Source organism: Robinsoniella sp., assembly GCF_034124845.1.
The window spans coordinates 1-21,153 of record NZ_JAWYAJ010000001.1 but is presented as its reverse complement, the minus strand read 5'-3'; the positions used below and the strand labels follow the sequence as shown (position 1 = coordinate 21,153).

Below are 21,153 nucleotides of genomic sequence, written 5' to 3'. Positions count from 1 at the left end.
CGGGAAAAGCCTGCAGCGGCCTTTTAAAGCAGAAAGAAGGATGAATATGGCAGGATTGGTATTTGATCAGCAGCAAGTGGAAGAAGTAATAGACCGGATTGTGGCGCGCACCATGCGGATGGATATGCCCTGGGACTGGCCCTGCGGTGTTGCTTATTATGGAATCAGTAAAGCGTATGAAATCACAAAAAAGGAAGCATATCTGGAATTGTTAAAAGAGCGGATAGATGAGTACATAGAACTTGGCGTACCGAAATTCACGGTCAATACCTGTGCAATGGGGCATTGCCTGATTACGCTGTATGAAGCCTGCGGGGAAGAGAAATACTGGGACCTGGTAATGAAAAAGGCTGAATACCTCCGGGGTGAGGCAAGGCGGTTTGGGGACCGGGTTTTGCAGCATACCGTTTCTGCAAATAACGATTTTCCGGAGCAGGCTTGGGCAGATACGCTGTTTATGGCGGCGTTTTTTCTGCTGCGGGTAGGTGTGAAATTAAAAGATGAAGAGATCATTGCAGATGCATTAAACCAGTATTACTGGCATATTCAATATCTGCAGAATATGGATACAGGGCTTTGGTATCACGGTTATAACAATATTACCAAAGACCATATGTCAGGCTTTTACTGGGGCAGGGCAAACGCGTGGGCGGCATATACCATGTCCCAGGTAGGAAAATGCCTGCCGGAGTGTTATCTCTATCCCCAATATCTGGACATTGTGGGCTCTTTGAATGAACAGCTTTCAGCCGTAAAGTTATTGCAGACGGAAAATGGTCTGTGGAGGACAATTTTAGATGACGAAGAATCCTATGAAGAGATTTCGGCATCCTGCGGGATTGCATCGGCTATGCTGGAAAAGGGGAATCCGCTTCATCTGAAATACATCAGCAAAGCCCTTCGGGGAGTATTAGGCAATATCAGTCCCGACGGCAGAGTGCTGAATGTATCCGGAGGTACGGCGGTTATGAAAGACCGGAACGGTTACCGCAATATATCCAGAAACTGGATACAGGGCTGGGGGCAGGGGCTGGCACTGGCATTTTTGACGGGGGTGTTAGACTATGAAAACTGTCGAAGTGACGGAGCCCTGTAAGAGAACAGATCATCTGCCCCGGTCATTTTCCTTTCTTCCAGGCGGCGGGACAGGGACACGGGAGGTTACCCCGGAGGATCTCTATACCAGGGAGAAGCCCTGGGGATTTGTAACAGAAGCCAACAGGCGGGCGGATCCCATGCTGCAGATTCCCGAATTAAATGCCGGGTTTGATGCCTTTTTCTGGTACCGGGACAGGGATCTGACGCGAATCGCACAGGATGCATCCGGCTGTTATGTGAATTCACCTGGTATCCTAAGCCGGCTTTCTGAAAATAACAGAAGGATACCTCTCACCTTCAAGGCAGATGTTCCCCAAAGCGGCAATTATAAAGTGCGGCTGAAACTTTTTGCAGCGGTGGAAGAAGAGGAACTGCTTATTTTTCTGGGTAGAAGAAGGCTGTTTTATCGGGGAAAACTGTCGGCAGGTGAGGAATTAGATAAAGAGTTTCTGCTGAATATCTGCGATATTATTCCAAGAGGCCGCAAGATGGTTTATCCGGATTACAGTGCAGAGATTACTCTTGTGGGAAATGCGCCAAGGCTGGTCAGTGCCAAGATCTGTCCGGTAGAAAGTCCCGTCCTGTATATAGCGGGGGACTCTACCGTAACGGACCAGAGCGGGGAGTACCCTTATGCACCGGGAAGCAGTTATAGCGGCTGGGGGCAGATGCTTAGCGCATTTACCGGCAGTCTGGCTGCGGTGTCCAACCATGCCCATTCCGGGCTGACCACAGAGAGTTTTCGCAGTGAAGGCCATTATCAGATCATTTTAAACCACATTCAAAAAGGGGATTACTGCCTGTTCCAGTTTGGACATAATGACCAGAAGATGCACCATTTGAAGGCAGAAGAAGGGTACCGGAACAATCTGGTTACCTATATCAAGGAGATCAGGGCAAAAGAAGCCAGTCCTATCCTGGTTACGCCGCTGGCAAGGAATTCCTGGCGGGGGTCAGATGGTTCTTACAACGATTTGCTGCAGAACTATGCCCTGGTGTGTAAAGAGATTGGGGCACAAATGAAAGTACCGGTTGTGGATTTACACGGCAAGAGCATGGAATTTGTAAGGAACCTGGGACTGGAGGAGGCTAAATTATATTATTTTCCCGGTGATTTTACCCACAGCAATGACTATGGGGCATATAAAATGGCGGGATTTGTGGCGGAAGATTTGTTGGAACAACTTAGGGGGACTAGAGGTACGTTTGGTAAAACCGGTGAAAAGCCAGCAAATGAGTGGATCCCAGAAAGAAACATCTCCCTGCCCAGGCCGCCCGCAAACTGGGAAGGGGGAGATGTTTTGGCTGATGGTAAGGAACTGTTCCTGGATCTTACAAGACCAGAGGAATGGCTGACGAGGGCAGAGGCAATGGATCTGGTTATTCAGATAATGAATTTTTTCCCGGTAAATGTCTATAACGATATGTTTGAAGATGTTGCGGGGCATGAATGGTATGCAGGAACGATAGAGTGCGCTTATCAAAATGGGATGATTCCCCAATTTATGGTGAGGGAGAAGAAAATTTTCCCGGATAAGGCAGTTACCCTGCGGGAATTTTTAAGGATTGCTATGACCGGTTATCAATGCAGAAAGCAGCTGCCTGTGCAGCCGATTCATTCCCCTTTGTGGGAGGAAGAGGAGATACAGGCAGCCAGCGCAATGGGAATTGCAGCAAAAGAAGCGGATTTGGATCATTTTATATCCAGAAAAAATGCAGCAGCTATATGCAAAACGCTTTACATGTCATTACATCAGAAGGGAAACGAGAATAAGGAGGATATATAATGACAGCAGAATTAAAAGGGGGATTCACCTTGCCTGGAGAATCCGGGTATGAGGAACTGACACTGAAGCTGGCGGATAAATGGGGAGCCGATGTGATCAGAGACAGTGACGGGACAAAACTGTCAGACAGGATATTGAAAGCAGGCTATGGCATCTATTCTACAATCTGTATCATTCGTGGGCATAATGAATGGGCGAATCAGCATATGGATAAGCTGCAGCAGACCTTTTTAATTACCAATCCAAAGACAGCAGCGGAATCATTTGTGACCTTTCATCTCATGAGAGACTTCAGCAAAGAGCAGTTTATGGTGAACGACAGTCCGGAATCCATGCAGTATTGGCAGGTCTATGACCGCACTTCTGAAATGGAAGTATCCAGAAGGCTGTGGACCTATGAGAAGGAAGCGGGAAATCTCACCATTCAAAATGCAGTGCCCTACCACAAGTATACTGTTAGTTTTCTCGCATACCGCATCTGGGAAGAAATATCCATGTATAATCATGTGACTAATGGATGGAACCAGGAGCATTTAATGCCGGTGGATCCAAGGTATGTGGAGACGCAGTCCTATCTGCTGAAATGGATGGAAGACTGGTGCAGTGACCATCCTTATACTACGGTGGTACGTTTTACTTCTCTGTTTTATAATTTTGCCTGGATCTGGGGAAGCAGCCAAAGAAACCGGTCTCTGTTCACGGACTGGGGTTCCTATGATTTTACGGTCAGTCCTCTGGCGCTGCAGCAGTTTGCATCCAAATACGGCTATCAGCTGTGTGCCGAGGATTTTGTGAACAAAGGTGCCTATCAGGTAGCCCATATGCCCCCAAATTCCAGAAAACTGGATTATATGAATTTTATCAATGACTTTGTGATTGATTTTGGTAAAAAACTGGTGGACATTGTCCATCGCCATGGCAAGGAGGCATATGTCTTTTATGATGACAGCTGGGTCGGCGTGGAGCCTTACGGAAAAAGGTTTAGGGAGTTTGGATTTGACGGGTTGATTAAGTGTGTCTTCTCCGGGTACGAAGCCAGATTGTGCGCAGGGGTAAAATCCGTTACCCACGAACTGCGGCTGCATCCATATCTGTTTCCGGTAGGACTTGGCGGCGCTCCCACGTTTTCGGGGGATGGAGATCCCGCGCTGGAGGCGAAAAAGTACTGGAATCAGATTCGCAGGGCTCTCCTTCGTGTGCCGGTTCAAAGAATCGGTTTGGGGGGATATCTGCATTTAACAGAGGATTATCCTGAATTCTGCCGCTATGTGGAGCACATTGCAAAGGAATTCCGACAGATTCGAAAACTCCATGAAGAAGGTCCGGTATATCAGTTAAACTGCAGGGTGGCGGTACTCCACAGCTGGGGCAGACTGCGTTCCTGGACGCTATCCGGTCATTTTCACGAGACAGAAACACATGACCTGGTACATGTCTTAGAAGCGCTTTCAGGCTTGCCGGTGGAAGTAAGTTTTCTGGACTTTGAGGACGTTAAAAACGGTGCTTTGGACGGCGTCCAGGTTCTGATTAACGCAGGAAGGGCAAAAAGCGCATGGAGCGGCGGTGAGGCATGGAGAGATGCACGTGTGGTGGAGCAGATTACAAAATGGGCATATGAGGGCGGAACCTTCCTTGGAATCGGGGAACCCTCTGCCGTGGATGGCTTTGATACGTTTTTCCGCCTGTCGGAAATCTTAGGAACAGATAAAGACCAGGGTGCAAGAGTGTGCCATGGAAGGTGGCAGTATCGGATTGAGAAGATAGAGGGGTTACTGCCCAAAGGCGCTTTTATCCAGGGACAGGACTCCATTTATTTAACAGACGGCAAGTCTGTGGTGCTGGCTGAAGAGAAAGGGGTACCGGCGCTGACGGTACGTAGTTTCGGAAATGGAAAAGGGATTTATCTGTCCTCCTTTTGCTACAGCCTGGAAAATACAAGGATGTTTTTAAACCTGCTCCTTTATGGAACGGGACAGAAAATGAATCCCCAATATGTCACAGCAAATCCATATACGGAATGCGCATATTTTCCAAAAAGCAAAGTCCTGGTTATCATCAATAACAGCAAAGAAACCCAGAGAACCAGTGTCAGTACGGAATTTGGAACTATACGTGTGGAACTGGAGGGATTCGGCACCCGGTTCATGGAACTGTAATCAGAATCTGCCACAGGCAAAACCTGTCTCCTGTGTTTTACATCTTGTCATGTCATTTCAGATCGGTTATAATGAACATCGTGAACGTGTATACAGCATAGCCGTGAAATGACGGCATAGGAGGATAGGATGCACAGAGAACATACAAAAGTAATTCAGATAGGAAACCGTGTCATTGGAGGCGGGAATCCTGTTTTGATACAGTCTATGACAAATACAAAAACGGAAGATGTGAAAGCTACCGTAGAACAGATCCAAAGATTAACGGCAGCAGGATGTGATATTATCCGTTGTGCAGTACCGACCATGGAAGCCGCAGAAGCACTGGCGGAGATTAAAAAGGAGATCACCATACCCCTGGTAGCGGATATCCATTTTGATTACAAGTTAGCCATAGCTGCGATGGAACATGGAGCAGATAAAATCCGGATTAATCCGGGAAATATCGGAGGCGGTGACCGCATCCGCGCCGTAGTGGAGAAGGCGAAAGAGCTTGGAATCCCCATTCGTGTGGGAGTTAACAGCGGTTCCCTGGAGAAGGAACTGGTAACGAAATACCATGGCGTTACGGCGGAAGGAATTGTAGAAAGCGCCCTGGATAAAGTACGCATTATTGAAGATCTGGGTTATGACAACCTGGTTATCAGTATCAAATCTTCGGATGTAATGATGTGCGCCAAAGCCCATGAACTGATTGCAAAAAAAACCAACTATCCCCTTCATGTGGGAATAACGGAATCCGGTACAATTCTCTCCGGTAATATTAAGTCGGCGGCAGGCCTTGGAATTATTTTATCCCAGGGAATCGGAGATACCATAAGAGTATCCCTGACGGGAGATCCGCTAGAAGAAATCAAATCTGCAAAACTTATATTGAGAACGCTGGGACTGCGAAAGGGCGGCATTGAAGTAGTGTCCTGCCCCACCTGCGGAAGAACCCAGATCGATCTGATCGGTCTTGCTAATAAAGTAGAAAATATGGTGGAAGATATTCCATTGAACATTAAAGTTGCCGTGATGGGCTGCGTGGTAAACGGTCCCGGTGAGGCAAAAGAAGCGGATATCGGGATTGCAGGCGGCAAGGGTGAGGGACTGCTGATTAAAAAAGGTGAAATTATCCGTAAGATTCCGGAAGATCAGCTGCTTCACGCATTAAGAGAAGAATTGGTAAACTGGAGTGAGTAGTGTGGAAAAGCTGTTTTTTGATGTATTTCCGTCTCTAGAGATCAACCAGAATATACAAAGTCTTTTTGCTCAGGTGACAGTGCCCAAGGTATCTGTCACTTCAGCAAAGGATTATATGCGTGTTTATCTAAAGAGTGAAAAATTAATTCATAAAAAATATATTAACGAAGTAGAGCAGGCGATAAAAAGCCAGCTCTTTTTAGCGATGCCCATAACCATTAAAATCATAGAACGGTTTAATCTGTCCCAGCAGTATACGCCAGAGAAGCTGCTTCCCATTTACAAAGACAGCATTCTGCTGGAATTAAAGGATTACAGTATTTTCGAATACAATCTGTTCCGCCAGGCATCCTGCGAGTTTCCGGCTGAAGATACCATGAAGCTGACCATGGAAAATTCCGTAGTGGCGGAGGGCAAATCGGAGGAGCTTGTAAGAGTGTTGGAAAAGATTTTCTGTGAACGGTGCGGCATGTCTCTGAAGATTCAGACAGAAATGAAAGACCCTGTGGAAAGTAAAGCCAGAAAGAACAGCGAAATCCGTATTCGACAGGAAGTAGAAGCCATTATGAAAAATGTGGCGGTCAAGCAGTCGGATAATGAGGATAACTTAGCAGGCGAAGAGGCTCAGGGCTGGTCGGGCGACGCCGGTGCCGGCGCCTCTGGTGGGGATAATCAGACAGAGCAGGGAAACGCAGCATCTAAGCCATCCAATAAAGAAGGCGGCGGTCAGGCATCCGGCAGGCAGGAGAAAGCTGCGCCAAAACAGACTTCCGCTCCAAAGAAATCAGGAGAGTTTAAAAAAGGCGGATTTAACAAAGGCGGCGACAGTTACCGTGGAGGCTATAAGAAGTCAGATAATCCGGATGTTATTTACGGCAGGGATTTTGAAGAAGAAGCAATTACCATTGACCAGATTATGGAAGAGATGGGAGAAGTGGTTATCCGTGGACAGATTCAGAATCTGGACACAAGAGAAATCCGTAATGAAAAGACAATTCTCATTTTGGAAGTAACCGATTATACGGATACCATTGTAGTTAAAATGTTTGCACGCAATGATCAGGTCCCGGAGATTCTGGAAGGTGTAAAAAAAGGTGCCTTTGTGAAAATGAAAGGGGTTACCACCATAGACCGGTTTGACAGCCAGTTAACTATTGGATCCATTGTGGGAATCAAGAAAATTTCCGATTTCCGCACCAGCCGGATGGATACTTATCCGGAAAAAAGGGTGGAACTCCACTGCCACACAAAAATGAGTGATATGGACGGAGTCTCCGAAGCCAAGGATATTGTAAAACGTGCTTATAAATGGGGGCATAAGGCAATAGCCATTACAGACCATGGGGATGTACAGTCATTTCCCGATGCAAATCATGTGATTGAAGACATTGACCGGGAATTTAAATCTCAGTATCAGAAAGACCACCCGGATATTTCCAAGGATGAGCTAAAGCGGGTGCCCTGTCCGTTTAAAGTGATCTATGGAGTAGAAGCATATCTGGTGGATGATTTGCAGGAACTGGTTGTGAACTCCAAAGGACAGAGCCTGGACGACACCTATGTGGTTTTTGACCTGGAGACAACCGGATTCAGCCCTGTGAGCAACCGGATCATAGAAATCGGTGCGGTAAAGGTAGTGAATGGTGTCATCAAAGATCGTTTTTCTACCTTTGTCAATCCCCAGGTTCCGATTCCATTTCGGATAGAGGAGCTTACCGGGATCAATGATAATATGGTGCTTCAGGCAAGGACTATTGAAGAAATTCTGCCTGAGTTCCTGGAATTTGTCCAGGATGCAGTGATGGTTGCACATAATGCATCCTTTGATATGAGTTTCATCGAAGAAAACTGCAGAAGAATGGGCATCCAAAAAGAATTTACCAGTGTGGATACGGTTGCCCTTGCCAGAATTCTGCTTCCCCAGTTAAACCGTTACAAATTGGACACGGTTGCAAAAGCGCTTCACATTTCACTGGAAAATCATCACAGAGCCGTAGACGATGCAGGCTGTACGGCGGAAATTTTTGTGAAATTTGTGGAAATGTTAAGGGAGCGGGGGCTGGGTGACTTAAATGGAGTGAATTCCATTGGAAAGACAACTCCGGATCAGGTTAAAAAACTGAATACATACCATGCGATTATACTTGCCACGAACAATACGGGCAGGGTAAATCTGTATAAGCTGATTTCCTATTCCCATCTGGATTATTACAGCCGCCGGCCCAGAATTCCGAAGAGTGCTTTTATCGAACACAGGGAAGGACTTCTGATTGGATCGGCATGTGAGGCAGGAGAACTGTATCAGGCAGTGCTGAACAATAAGTCACAGAAGGATATTGCAAGGCTGGTGGAATTTTATGACTACCTGGAGATTCAGCCCCTTGGGAACAACCAGTTCATGATACACAGCGACAAGGTAGATATCAGTTCCCAGGAAGAATTAATGGAGATTAACCGGCGTATTGTAAAATTAGGGGAACAGTTTCACAAGCTGGTAGTAGCTACCTGTGACGTACACTTTTTAGATCCGGCGGATGAAGTTTACCGCAGAATTATCATGGCGGGAAAAGGATTCAAGGATGCGGATGACCAGGCACCGCTGTATCTGCGGACCACAGAGGAAATGCTGGAGGAATTTGCCTACCTGGGAAGTGAGAAAGCGGAAGAAGTAGTCATTACCAATACCAATAAAATCGCAGATATGTGTGAGAAGATTGCTCCGGTAAGACCGGACAAATGCCCTCCGGTAATTGAAGATTCTGATACAACTCTTCGTGAAATCTGTTATAACAGAGCACATGAAATCTATGGGGATGACCTGCCGGAAGTAGTATCCGAGCGTTTGGAAAGGGAGTTGAAATCTATTATCAGCAATGGATTTGCCGTAATGTATATCATTGCCCAGAAGCTGGTATGGAAGTCCAATGAGGACGGATATCTGGTAGGTTCCAGGGGATCAGTAGGTTCTTCCTTCGTTGCCACCATGTCCGGAATTACAGAAGTAAACCCGCTAAGGCCTCATTATTACTGCGCGGAATGCCATTACAGTGATTTCGATTCGGATGCAGTGAAGCCCTACGTGGGCGGCGCCGGCTGTGATATGCCGGATATGGTATGCCCCAAATGCGGCGCCATGTTAAAAAAAGAAGGCTTTGATATTCCTTTTGAGACCTTCCTTGGTTTCAAAGGAAATAAAGAACCTGATATTGACCTTAATTTTTCCGGTGACTATCAGGGAAATGCCCACCGTTACACAGAGGTTATATTTGGAAAAGGACAGACTTTTCGTGCGGGAACGATTGGTACGCTTGCAGAGAAAACCGCATTCGGCTATGTGAAGAATTACTATGAGGAACGGGGTCAGAGAAAGAGAAACTGTGAAATCGGCCGTATCGTGCAGGGATGCGTAGGAGTCCGCAGAACTACGGGGCAGCATCCGGGAGGTATCATCGTACTGCCTCTTGGGGAAGAGATCTATTCCTTTACCCCGGTGCAGCATCCTGCAAATGACCAGACAACCGATATCATAACAACTCATTTTGACTACCACTCCATTGACCACAACCTTTTGAAACTGGATATCCTGGGACACGACGATCCCACTATGATACGAATGCTGGAAGATCTCACCGGGCTGGATGCAAAGGAGATTCCCATGGATGATGCAGAAGTCATGTCCCTGTTCAGCAGTACCAGAGCTTTAGGCATTGCACCGGAAGACATTGGCGGGTGCCCCCTTGGAGCCCTTGGAATACCTGAGTTTGGAACGGATTTCGTTATTCAGATGCTTGTTGATACGAAGCCGAAGACCTTCTCTGACCTGGTGCGTATTTCCGGTCTGTCTCATGGTACTGACGTGTGGCTTGGCAATGCCCAGACATTGATCCAGGAAGGAAAGGCGACGATTTCAACCGCGATCTGTACCCGTGATGATATCATGACCTATCTGATCAACATGGGGCTGGAAAGCGAGCTTTCATTTACCATCATGGAGAGTGTGCGTAAAGGAAAGGGTCTGAAGCCGGAGATGGAAGAGGAAATGATAAAGCACAATGTCCCGGACTGGTATATCTGGTCCTGTAAGAAAATCAAGTACATGTTCCCGAAAGCCCATGCGGCGGCATATGTTATGATGGCATACCGGATAGCTTACTGTAAAGTGTTTTATCCCCTGGCATATTATGCGGCGTATTTCAGTATCCGTGCATCGGCGTTCAGCTATGAGCTGATGTGCCAGGGAAAGGAAAAACTGGAACATTACATGTCGGAATACAAAAAGAAATACGATACCCTTTCCAAAAAGGAACAGGATACGTATAAAGACATGAAAAACGTGCAGGAGATGTATGCAAGAGGATTTGAATTTATGCCCGTTGACCTTTACCGTGCCCAGGCGCACCGCTTCCAGATCATAGACGGTAAGCTGATGCCCTCCTTAAGTACAATAGAAGGATTGGGGGATAAAGCGGCGGATGCGGTGGTAGAAGCCGCCAAAAACGGTCCGTTCCTGTCCAAAGATGATTTCAGACAGCGTACCAAGGTCAGCAAGACGGTAATTGATTTGATGGATGATCTGGGACTGATGGGAGAACTGCCTGAGTCCAATCAGCTTTCTTTGTTTGATTTTTAATATATTAATCATTCAATCGTTAGAAAAGAAAAAACTTCAGGAACCATCTGCGGCATATGCCCGATGGTCCCTGAAGTTTTTTATAAGATGTCTGTATATTTGATCCACTGGCGGGAAATGAGTTCATGTCCGGCTGGTGTTGGATGGACTCCATCCGAAAGCAGATATCCGGCACCCAGTTTTTCCGATTCCTGTATAAAGGATTCCTGGAGGGGGACAAAGGCAGCATCAAACTTATCAGCCATTTTTTTTACGATGACTCTTCTTAGAGCCATGTCCGTCATCCATCGTTCTGTATGATTCAGCACTTCTCCAATTGGCAGAATGAAGGGTTCACACAGAACAAGCTGTACCTGTGGGAGTGCCGCCTTCGTTTCCTCTAACAGCAGATCGTACATGTTCTCAAATTTGGATGCATCCACCCCCGAATGATCCTGATATTCATGCCATACATCATTGACCCCGATTAAAATGCTAATGACATCCGGCTTCTGGTTTAGGGTATCCTCTTTCCATCTGGCGTAGAGATCTACAATACGGTTACCTGAAATTCCTTTATTCAGGAAATGATATTGTGTGTGGGATTTCTCGTATAAAAGCCTGGCTGCCGTTAATAGCGGATAGCCGCATCCCAATGCATAGAATGGGTCTGAAGAGGAAGTTCTTCCGGCGTCTGTGATGGAATCACCCTGAAATAGAATTAATTTTTCTGACATAATGCCTCCTGGTTTAAATGTATTTAGATAAATATTCGTAATTTAATTACCCTTTTACCGCCCCTCCTGTAATCCCCTGAACGAAATACTTCTGTACAAAGAGGAAAAATACGATTAGCGGTATGATGGTGATGCAGATGGCTGCGCTCATTGGTCCCCAGGAGGTATTGTACTGTCCCTGAAAACTAAGTGCACTCATAGTCAGTGTCTTTAGTGAGGACGTAGTGGAAAGGGCAATCTGTGCCCAGAATAAATCTCCCCAGATACCCACAAATGCAAAAATGGCGGATACGGATAATGCCGGTTTCATTAACGGAATACTAATCTGTATCAGAGATTTTATTTCCGAGCAGCCGTCAATGCGGGAAGCTTCGATCAATTCCTGAGGCATACTTAAAAAGAAATTTCTCATAATGGTTATAGTCATGGGGATGTTCCATCCGATATAGGGAAGGATCAGCATGACATAACTGTTTAATTTCAGCTTTGACAGCATTAAATACAGTGGCATAATAACCGCTTCAGAAGGCAGCATAAAGGTAACAATTAATAGGAATAAGATGATTTTCCCAAAGGGGACTTTAAGTCTGGCAAGTGCATATCCGCCAAGTGTGCCTGCGGTTAAAATAATCACCAGTGAAATGATGGTTACTATGGCGCTTGTCAGCAGACCGCCGCCAATATGTCCGGTTGTCCAGGCGGTCCAATAATTGGAAAATTGCGGATTGGCAGCAAAGCCCCAAATGTTTTTATAAAATTCTTCATCTGATTTAAAGGATGTAATTACAACGAAGATAACGGGGTATACCGAAATAATGACCAGTAAATAGGTGAAAATTCTGCAGATCCATTTGATGTTCCGGTCGGGATGTTTGAATTTATACTGTCTGTTATTAGTATTCATAACTTTCACCCCCCAGCAGTTTGTTGGTAATAAAGATGAAGATTAGTACGACTACAGTGAGGATGCAGCCGGTAGCAGCAGAGTAGCCAAATTCATTATATACAAAGGAACGTTTGATCATTTCTATGGGTACGGTCGTTGTCAGGTTACCCGGACCTCCCATTGTCATAGCCCAGACAAGGTCATAGGTACGAAATGCCGTAGTCAGGGAAAAGATCGCAGCCAACTGGATTGTTGGTTTGATCAGAGGAAGTATGATATAACGGATTTGTTTTAGATAACCTGCACCGTCCAGATAACTGGATTCGATTAGTGAACTGGGGATATTCTGAATCGCTGTATATCCCAGCATCATGGTTACTCCAAAAAGTTTCCAGCCGCTTACAATAGCAATGCATATCATTGCAGTTCCCTTGTTTTCCAGCCATGCCGTTGCCATGTTACCGGCACCAACTGCTCTTAACAGCTGATTTAAGATCCCCATATCACTGTTAAATACAAAAGTAAACAGCAGTCCTACAATAGCCGTGGGCAGCATGATCGGTGTAAAGAAAACCAGCCTTAAAAATGCTCCTTCGGTCCTTTTCAGTTTATAAATCATAAATGCTACAATTAACCCTAATAATATTGCAAAAACAGTTGATATAAATCCCAATAAAACCGAGTGATAGAGTGCTTTTAAAGAGTCGCTGTCCTGAAAAAAGTTTATGAAGTTATCAAAATATACCCATTTCAGTTTTTTAAAGCCATCCCATTCCTGCAGTGAAAGTATGATGTTCCACCCAATTGGTATGTATTGGTCAACCAATATAAAAAACAAGCAGGGAAGTACCATCAGTGCTCCGAGTAATTTTAACTTGCTTTCCAATTTACTTTTTTGTTTTATTTTGTGTGTGCCCATTCGAATCGCCCCTTTTTTGTGAAAGGACTGCAGGAACATAGCTGCCGGCAGTCCCTTTCATTATTCTGATATTTATATATAACGCTGTGCGGTTTAAAACGAAAGGTTATTCTTCTTTTGACTGCAGCCTGAGTTTTTCCAGGTCTTCCAGTGCTTTATCGCCGCTGCTTAAAATATAGTTAGCGTTTAACTGGGCATTGCCATATTCCTGAACTTTTGCAGATATGTTCAAATAATCGGATGTTACTAAATATTTTGTCTGTTTCATCAGTTCTGTAACAACTGGGTCAGTAACTTCCACACCATTGATTGCCACCGGGTAACTGCTTTTGGCACGTATTTTCTGAATATCCGGGCTTAAGAATGTTTTGATAAAAGAAATTGCTTCTTCCGGGTGAGCTGCGTTAGAGGGGATCATAAAGCCGTCGGTGCCGCCCACGATTACAGTATTTTTGCCCATGGTAGGCCACAACACCGGAACAACCTCAAAATCAACGGAGCCCATCAGGTCGGGATATATCAGATTTGTTTCAGCGATAATGGCTGCTTTACCCTGTACGAAAGCAGTTTTTGCTTCATCTCTTGTTACATTTAATGCGCCTTCTCCCGGATACCAGAGTTTTTTATCGTACAATTCCTTTATATTTTTCATGGTTTCAGGCAGATAATTCTGGGTAAAGTCCAAATCACCATTTGTAAATTCTTCCAGTTTTCCGTCGTCCTGGGCAAGTCCTGCAGCACCTAAACGGTTCAGCCAGGAGTTTACATCTCTTGCAACGGTAAAAGGTGCGATCTCTTTTTTATCTTTCAGTGCCTGGCATACATCTAAAAACTCTTTCCAATTCCATTCTTTTGGAATCTCAATGCCGCATTCTTTAAAAATATCTGCATTTACATACATGGTAGGGAATGTGGACTGGTAAGGAACAGCATAATATTTATCATTGAATTTTCCAAGGTCCAGAAGTTCAGCCGGAAAGGTGTTCTTCCATTCATTGTCATTTGCTTCCAGATAGGGTGTCAAATCCAAAGCCTGACCGGCATCTACATAAGGCTTAATCAGCATGGGCCAGTAATGTGTCACATCAGGAGGGGTTCCGGCTGGATACCGGTCTTTAGGATTTTGTCAATATTAGCCCAGTCAATGTCAATTACCTGTACATCCAGTTCGGGATGCAGTTTGATGGTTTCGTTAGTCATTTGTTCCCAGGACGGTTCGCCGGTGCGGTTTCCGTAAAAAGATATTTTTGTGGTTTTTTGATTTGAAGCTTTGGTTTCGTCAGCTTCAGTAGATTTAGCCGTATCTTCCGAAGTGGACTTTGTATCTTTACTTTCCTCTGCAGAATCGCCAGAGGACTGTTTCTGACAGCCCGCAGCCAGTGTCATTGCCAATAAAATCCCCAGCATACAAATAAATAATCTTCTAATCTTTCTCACAATAAATTCCTCCATTTCTTTTACTTTGTAGTGATTATTTGGTGATAAATAAAGTATAACAAGAAAAATATTGTAGAAATATCCAAAAATATAATGATTTTATCCTAAAATGTAATGATTATTTGATTATTTGATTATTTGATTATTTTAATATTTGAATATTTGATTATTTGGTTATTTTATTTATTGGTGCTGTGTCTTTCTGCGGCGGTATTCAGAAATGGAACAGCCTTCCAGATCATAGAAAACCTTGGCAAAATATTTATAATCCTGGAAACCAACTTTTGCACTGATTTCATACACTTTCAGACTGCTTTCACAAATCAGCTTTTTTGCCATGTCGATGCGCAGGCTGGTCAGATATTTATGAAAAGGCTGTCCTGTGGAATTCTTAAACAGGACAGAAAAATAATTTGGTGTTTTATCCGCCATTTTAGCCATCTGTTCAAGGGTAACAGGCTGTTCATAATTACATTTTAAGTAATCGATTACCTGTAGTACAGCAGTATGGTAGGAATTTTTAAGAGATACGGTGGAATGATCTATAAGGCATTTGCAGTATTTTAGAAGGTGCTCTTTGTAGTAATCCAGTTCCTGGGGAAGATTTGTAAACAGGGCATTGTCAGAGATTACCAGACTATCCGCAAGAGCAAGCTTCACTGTTTCTATAGCTTCTTTACAAAACATCTGAACTGCCTGTACGCTGTAACATTTTTTTTCCTGCATTTCATGGAATGCATTCTCAATCATTCTTTCAGCGCTGTAACCATTTTTTTCTTCTATGCTGTGATAGAACTCTTTTTTCTCTTTAAAGGGAAACTGCATGACATGAGGTACGGTTTCCATATCGTCACAATACAGAATTGAGAGCGTTGTATCGTACAGTCTGCAGGACTGTAGTTGTCTGCACTGGTGATAGAGTTCGGGTAGTTTCTTTGCACAGCCTGCATGACTTACGGTGATAAGAAGATCGTCATTTACAGTAGCCGCAAGACGTTTTTTCCAGATGCTGGTGTACTCCCGCAGCCCTTTTGGAGTCAGATCTACCCGGTAAATAACCAGGGTGTCATGCTCCGTACCCTGGTAAATGGCGCATTTGCATTCTTCAAATACAGAGGCGGCAATGGTATCCCAGCGGTTCTGTGGAGTGTCGGGAATGTTCCTGTTTGATACAGCCAGAATGCACTGGACCGGATCTGATAAAGAAAATCCAAAATATTCTTCAAACTTTATTGCTGCATCCGGTATTGCGTTTCCGGACAGTAAGGACTTGAGCAGATTGTTTTTAGAAAGTTTCTGGTACTGCAGGTGCTGCTGGTTTCGTATATTACTTTGTTCTAATATCTGTACGGACTGGCGTACAAAATGAATGACTTTATCTGCATTAACCGGTTTCAATTCATAATTTACAACCCCTATTTTTATAGCTGACTGAGCATATTTAAAATCAGAATAACCGCTTAATATCATGATTCTGGTTTCTGGCTGCAGGTCCATAATCCGTTTGCTGAGCTCAATTCCGTCCATCCCAGGCATGCGGATATCCACAAGCACAATTTCGTGCTTTTCTTTTTGAAACAGGTTCCAGGCACTGTAGCCATCTGCATCATCCACTTTCCGGATTCCCAGTTTCCCCCAGTCGATTCCGTCTTTCATTCCTTCTCTGATTTGAATTTCATCATCTACTATTAATAATTTCATACGAATCTCCACTTCACCGCTGACGCCTGCGGATATAAGATATATGGGAAAAGGCGTTGCGTCTGCCGCCCTTTCGTTCATCAGCAGCCAAACTATGCCCCAACTGCGAGCCCTTCATCCGGGAGAAATCTCCCACAAAGTGTGACGCACAGCTTCCAGAAAGCAATTTAAAAACACGCTCTAAATAATCGGGAAAGTAACTAAAACCCGTGTCCCCTCATTGACCGTACTATAGAACTGTAAACCATATTCTGCACCATATTTGATTCTCAGCCTGTCATGTATATTTTTCAGTGCAAGGCATTTTCCCGATTCGGACATGGAGGAATGTAATGCATTCCTTATGGCTTGTTCATCGGTTCCCAGTCCGTTATCCACAATGGTATATCTCATATTATCACCAATGCGTTCTACAGAAACTTTTATTACTCCGCCTTCTTTTTTTTCTTCCAGACCATGTATAACCGCATTTTCAACCAAAGGCTGGAGGATTAATTTCAGTGTCTGGCAGTATTCGAATTCCGGCTGGGTATCAATTTCCAGAGTAATTCGTTCGCCCAGCCGGATTTTCTGTATCTGCATATAATTTTGGAGATGCAGCAGTTCTTCCCGGATGGTAGTCAGTTCGTTGCCGCTGTTCAGTGTATGGCGGAATATATTGGCAAGTGCCTCAATCTGTCTGCCAACCAGGTAATCTTTGTTTTTGTAAGCAAGCCAGTAAATAGCATCTAGCGTATTGTAGAGAAAATGGGGGTTAATCTGCATTTGAAGAGCCATCAGTTCGGCTTCCCGTTCCTTAATTTCAGCTTGATAAACGGTTTCAAATAAATATTTCAGTTCTTTTGCCATATTAAGAAATTGTGCGGTTAGCATTCCGGTTTCGTTTTCCGATAAGACGGGAAGGGATACCTCAAAATCACCGCCTTCTATCTTTTTCATTTCTTTTGACAAGCTGACAATTGGCTTAATAACATATTTATTTTGAATCAGTGTAAAAAGGATACTGAATAAAATGCATAATAAAATAGATATGATAATGATTTGGTTAATCATTGCCATTGGCAGATCCATAGTCTTGCGGGATACAACCTGTATAAGCATCCATGGGGTGTTTTCGATGCTGGAGTAAAAGACAGACTTACTGCCGGTTTTACTTTTGATTTTAAAATATCCGTTATCGCAATCCATTTTACCTTCCATGAGCGTAAAATCCGAAATTTTCGTATTCAGTAATTCTTTATCATTGGCGGAGATAATATTACCGGTATTGCTAATGATAGACAGCAGATCATCTTCATACTGATTCTCACTTTTAACTGCATAAATGGAACGCAGAGCCTCTTCTTTCATCGTGATTTTTTCCATTGCAAGAGTGCGGAATGCATTTAAATCGTTTACGCATCGAATGTAGGAAACAACAGGAACGTTAAATTTACTGTCATAGCCATAATCGGTTTGATAGACCGGTGTCCAGTAGCCTTTGCCCTTTTGGGCGATAGCATTTTCAAAATAGCGGGTGTCCTGGGGGTCTACAAACCCTCCATATTGAATGATACTTTCATTATCCCTTGTTATGGATATAGAATGAATATAAGACTTTGACACAGCAAGTTCATTGGTAAAACGAATGATATGATCCTTTAACTGCTGCTGACGCAATGAAAAATCCGTAGAATACCGTTTGGAATTCTTTGCCTTTATATAGGAATCACAATATTCCTGTAAGGAATCATTGCTGAGAAGGGAAACAGAGATCCTGTCAATTTCGCTTAATACACTGCTGATATTTTTTTGAGATTGTTTCAAAATCTCCAAACGGTTTTCATGAGTTTGATTGCTGATTATCTGGGACATCTTTTGATTCATAAGCAATGCAATTAAGACAAGGGGGCATATAATAAAAGTAAGCAGGCATATCAGGAACATTTTTTTAATAGAAACATTTTTGATCCTGGACAATGAAACTTTAGACATATTGTATCCCCCCATATATGAACTTTTATAGTAAGAAAGGCTTGTCCATATTATACACGATTTGTTATCAGACTGCTAGTAGAAAAAGATGATATTTTGATAGAATGTGAAAGAAAAAGGATAAATTTATAATAATTAAAACAAATAAAGTATAAACTATTACAAAATATGCTCAAATCTCTGCTTACCTGCTTTTGTTTCAGTAGGCGAACTCCCAAACAATTTCCGAAAAGCCCTGGAAAATGTGGAATAGTCTTTAAAGCCGCAGTCAAAGCAGATCTGTGTAACCGGATATTCCAGCTTCAGCATTTCTTTTGCAGAGAGAAGCCGTTTGTGGTTAATGTAACTGCCTACCGAATAACCGGTATGTTGCTTAAATAAACGCATCATATGGTATTTACTGATATAAAAACGGTTAGCTAATGCATCTATGCTCAGATCATCAGATAGATTAGCGTTAATATATGCCAGAATATCAATGATTTTTTCATGGCAGGTATTTGTCTTCAGATAATCCAGATGATTTTCGCAGACCGCTCTGTTTAAGTGAATCATAAATTCTAAAAAGATTACCTGGCGGTAAAGTTCATTCGCGTATCCCCTGTCGGCAAAGGCATTTTCCAAATTCATAATGGCATGAAACAGGGTACTTTTTTCCAGGGAATGAATGCGCAGGACATTGGAATGGCTTTTCCGGGATCGGAGAAAGCATTCACTTAAATCGTAATCAGCAGTTTTATAAGAGTGTATGAATTGGGGAGATAAATAAACGATGATTCGATCATAAGGTACCTGATGGTCAATATTGGGTTTGTGTATTTCGTTATGGTTTACTAAAATAATATCATAGGGGTTCAGGTGGTAGGATTTACCTTCTATTATATAGTCCACATTTCCTTCAATAAAAATAATTATTTTATCGAAGTCATGGTAATGGAATTGAAAGTCCTGTTCTTTTTGATCGGTTAAATGGAACAGGCAAAATGCGCTCTCCAGATAACCTCTTTTTTCATAATCTGACATAAAACCTCCTTGTGCATCTGTATCTTTCCATGTTTCAGTGTTTTATCCGAATCCTAGTCTGTCATGTAGGGTGTTCATGTAAGGTGAGTTATATAAGGTGTTTATATATAAGGTGTGCTTTTCTAATGGTGTACATTATATAGCACTTTTTGCAATATAGGAAGCATTATCTCTATATTATTTTAAAATCATGCTGAATATAATAAAATTGAGAAAGCAGAATCCGGAACCAAAATAAATTTTACGGTTGTAGGTTTTGGAACTTTGGTATATACTATGACAAAGAAAGGGGAGTTCATATGAGAACATTTGAGAAATCCAGAAAATTAGATAACGTATGCTATGATGTAAGAGGTCCGGTTGTTGATGAGGCGGGACGCATGGAGGAACAGGGCATTGATATTCTGAAATTAAATATAGGTAATCCGGCACCCTTCGGGTTTGAGGCACCGGATGATGTCATTCAGAATATGATGGCAAATCTGCGTAATACGGAAGGATATTCTGATTCAAAAGGAATTATCAGTGCAAGAAGAGCAATTATGGACTATTGTAAAAAGAAAAATATACCTGATGTGGGTATGAATGATATATATACCGGGAATGGTGTTAGTGAATTAATCGTTATGGTAATGCAGGGACTTTTAAATGATGGAGATGAGATTCTCATGCCCTCACCGGATTATCCCTTATGGACAGCTGCTGCGAATCTGGCTGGAGGCCGTCCGGTCCACTATCTGTGTGATGAACAGTCAGAATGGTATCCCGACATGGAAGATATCCGGAAAAAGATAACCGATAAAACTAAGGGGATTGTAGTGATCAATCCCAACAATCCCACAGGAGCATTGTATCCGGTAGAAGTACTGCAGCAGATTGTGGACATTGCTAGAGAACACAACCTGATCATATTTGCAGATGAGATTTACGACAGACTGGTTATGGACGGACAGGAACATGTATCCATAGCATCTCTGGCACCGGATTTGTTCTGCATCACTATGAATGGCTTGTCTAAATCCCACAAGGTAGCGGGCTACCGCGCAGGATGGATGTGCTTAAGCGGTGATAAGACAGGGGTAAAAGGATATATTGAAGGTCTGAATATGCTGTCCTCCATGCGTCTTTGCTCCAATGTGCCGGCTCAGGCAATTATTGAAACTGCTCTTATAAATGCCCGGGGAGTTGACCAGATGCTGCTTCCGGGTGGCAGAATTTATGAACAGAGAGAGTTTATATATAAAGCATTAAATGACATCCCAGGTGTATCTGCAATAAAGCCAAAAGCAGCCTTTTACATTTTCCCAAAACTGGATGTGAAAAAATTCAATATTAGAGATGATGAACAGTTTGCTCTGGATTTTCTGAGAAAAGAAAAAGTTCTTCTGGTACATGGCGGTGGATTTAACTGGCAGCAGCCGGATCATTTCCGTGTGGTGTTTTTGCCAAAAATGGATATTCTGGAAGATGCCATGAATAAGCTGGAGATGTTCCTAAGTACATACAGGCAGATCTAGAGCGTCTTTGAAAATTCATTCCCGCCATCTGCATGACAGCTTGTTTAATCATTTCATTCGGAGGTTGTTCTGGCTGGAAAATGGGAGTACGGAGGAGTAAATGGAGGTAAAAATGAAGGATTCA

The 21,153-nt window shown here is 43.4% G+C and carries 14 protein-coding genes and 2 pseudogenes; 7 read left to right on the top strand and 9 right to left on the bottom strand.

The features are described from left to right. Window positions 1–46 precede the first annotated feature (46 nt). From ACH2DQ_RS00080 to ACH2DQ_RS00060, 5 genes are all read left to right on the top strand, one after another. Window positions 47–1,096 (top strand): glycoside hydrolase family 88 protein, encoded by a 1,050-nt coding sequence (locus ACH2DQ_RS00080; protein ID WP_394912274.1) that lies wholly within the window; start codon window positions 47–49, stop codon window positions 1,094–1,096. After that, window positions 1,065–2,885 (top strand): rhamnogalacturonan acetylesterase, encoded by a 1,821-nt coding sequence (locus tag ACH2DQ_RS00075; RefSeq protein WP_394912273.1) that lies wholly within the window; start codon window positions 1,065–1,067, stop codon window positions 2,883–2,885. The genes ACH2DQ_RS00080 and ACH2DQ_RS00075 overlap by 32 nt, the downstream gene beginning before the upstream one ends. After that, the gene (gene gnpA, locus ACH2DQ_RS00070; protein WP_394912272.1) at window positions 2,885–5,041 is read left to right on the top strand and encodes a 1,3-beta-galactosyl-N-acetylhexosamine phosphorylase; all 2,157 of its coding nucleotides are present in this window, start codon (window positions 2,885–2,887) and stop codon (window positions 5,039–5,041) included. Before ACH2DQ_RS00075 ends, gnpA begins: the two co-directional genes overlap by 1 nt. Before the next feature lie 129 nt (window positions 5,042–5,170). Continuing rightward, complete coding sequence (gene ispG / locus ACH2DQ_RS00065) at window positions 5,171–6,226, top strand: flavodoxin-dependent (E)-4-hydroxy-3-methylbut-2-enyl-diphosphate synthase (protein WP_394912271.1); 1,056 nt, start codon at window positions 5,171–5,173, stop codon at window positions 6,224–6,226. Between the two features lies 1 nt (window position 6,227). Next, a complete protein-coding gene (locus ACH2DQ_RS00060; protein ID WP_394912270.1) occupies window positions 6,228–10,856 on the top strand; it encodes a PolC-type DNA polymerase III in 4,629 nt (1,542 codons plus the stop codon). An 80-nt stretch (window positions 10,857–10,936) separates the two neighbouring features. On the opposite strand, the gene ACH2DQ_RS00055 is transcribed toward ACH2DQ_RS00060, so the two are convergent. The 7 genes and pseudogenes from ACH2DQ_RS00055 to ACH2DQ_RS00025 all read right to left on the bottom strand — a co-directional run. Next, window positions 10,937–11,572, bottom strand: coding sequence for an SGNH/GDSL hydrolase family protein (locus tag ACH2DQ_RS00055; protein WP_395024968.1), 636 nt, complete (start codon window positions 11,570–11,572; stop codon window positions 10,937–10,939). 46 nt (window positions 11,573–11,618) lie between these two features. Continuing rightward, window positions 11,619–12,476 (bottom strand): carbohydrate ABC transporter permease, encoded by an 858-nt coding sequence (locus ACH2DQ_RS00050; protein ID WP_394912268.1) that lies wholly within the window; start codon window positions 12,474–12,476, stop codon window positions 11,619–11,621. Beyond that, complete coding sequence (locus ACH2DQ_RS00045; protein ID WP_394912267.1) at window positions 12,466–13,377, bottom strand: carbohydrate ABC transporter permease; 912 nt, start codon at window positions 13,375–13,377, stop codon at window positions 12,466–12,468. The genes ACH2DQ_RS00050 and ACH2DQ_RS00045 overlap by 11 nt, the downstream gene beginning before the upstream one ends. Window positions 13,378–13,483: 106 nt before the next feature. After that, window positions 13,484–14,461: an ABC transporter substrate-binding protein gene (locus ACH2DQ_RS00040; RefSeq protein ID WP_394912266.1), complete on the bottom strand. Its 978-nt coding sequence runs from the start codon at window positions 14,459–14,461 to the stop codon at window positions 13,484–13,486. Next, a complete protein-coding gene (locus ACH2DQ_RS00035; RefSeq protein WP_394912265.1) occupies window positions 14,458–14,814 on the bottom strand; it encodes a hypothetical protein in 357 nt (118 codons plus the stop codon). The genes ACH2DQ_RS00040 and ACH2DQ_RS00035 overlap by 4 nt, the downstream gene beginning before the upstream one ends. Before the next feature lie 183 nt (window positions 14,815–14,997). Further along, on the bottom strand, window positions 14,998–16,515 hold the full coding sequence (locus ACH2DQ_RS00030) for a response regulator (protein ID WP_395024960.1): 1,518 nt from the start codon (window positions 16,513–16,515) through the stop codon (window positions 14,998–15,000). 92 nt (window positions 16,516–16,607) lie between these two features. Next, window positions 16,608–16,676 (bottom strand): annotated as a pseudogene (locus ACH2DQ_RS00025) (hypothetical protein); the annotation flags it as partial. Here ACH2DQ_RS00025 and ACH2DQ_RS00020 point away from each other — a divergent pair. Continuing rightward, a pseudogene (locus ACH2DQ_RS00020) lies at window positions 16,656–16,703 on the top strand (hypothetical protein); the annotation flags it as partial. The pseudogenes ACH2DQ_RS00025 and ACH2DQ_RS00020 overlap by 21 nt on opposite strands. Here the strand turns inward: ACH2DQ_RS00020 and ACH2DQ_RS00015 are convergent. Both ACH2DQ_RS00015 and ACH2DQ_RS00010 read right to left on the bottom strand, forming a co-directional pair. Next, window positions 16,696–18,489, bottom strand: a complete 1,794-nt coding sequence (locus ACH2DQ_RS00015; protein ID WP_394912263.1) for a sensor histidine kinase — start codon at window positions 18,487–18,489, stop codon at window positions 16,696–16,698. The pseudogene ACH2DQ_RS00020 and the gene ACH2DQ_RS00015 overlap by 8 nt on opposite strands. Window positions 18,490–18,648: 159 nt before the next feature. Next, entirely contained in the window at window positions 18,649–19,512 is an 864-nt protein-coding gene (locus ACH2DQ_RS00010; protein WP_394912262.1) for a helix-turn-helix domain-containing protein, read from the bottom strand. A 299-nt stretch (window positions 19,513–19,811) separates the two neighbouring features. Here ACH2DQ_RS00010 and ACH2DQ_RS00005 point away from each other — a divergent pair, with 299 nt between their 5' ends. After that, the gene (locus ACH2DQ_RS00005) at window positions 19,812–21,029 is read left to right on the top strand and encodes an aminotransferase class I/II-fold pyridoxal phosphate-dependent enzyme (protein WP_394912261.1); all 1,218 of its coding nucleotides are present in this window, start codon (window positions 19,812–19,814) and stop codon (window positions 21,027–21,029) included. Window positions 21,030–21,153: the final 124 nt, after the last annotated feature.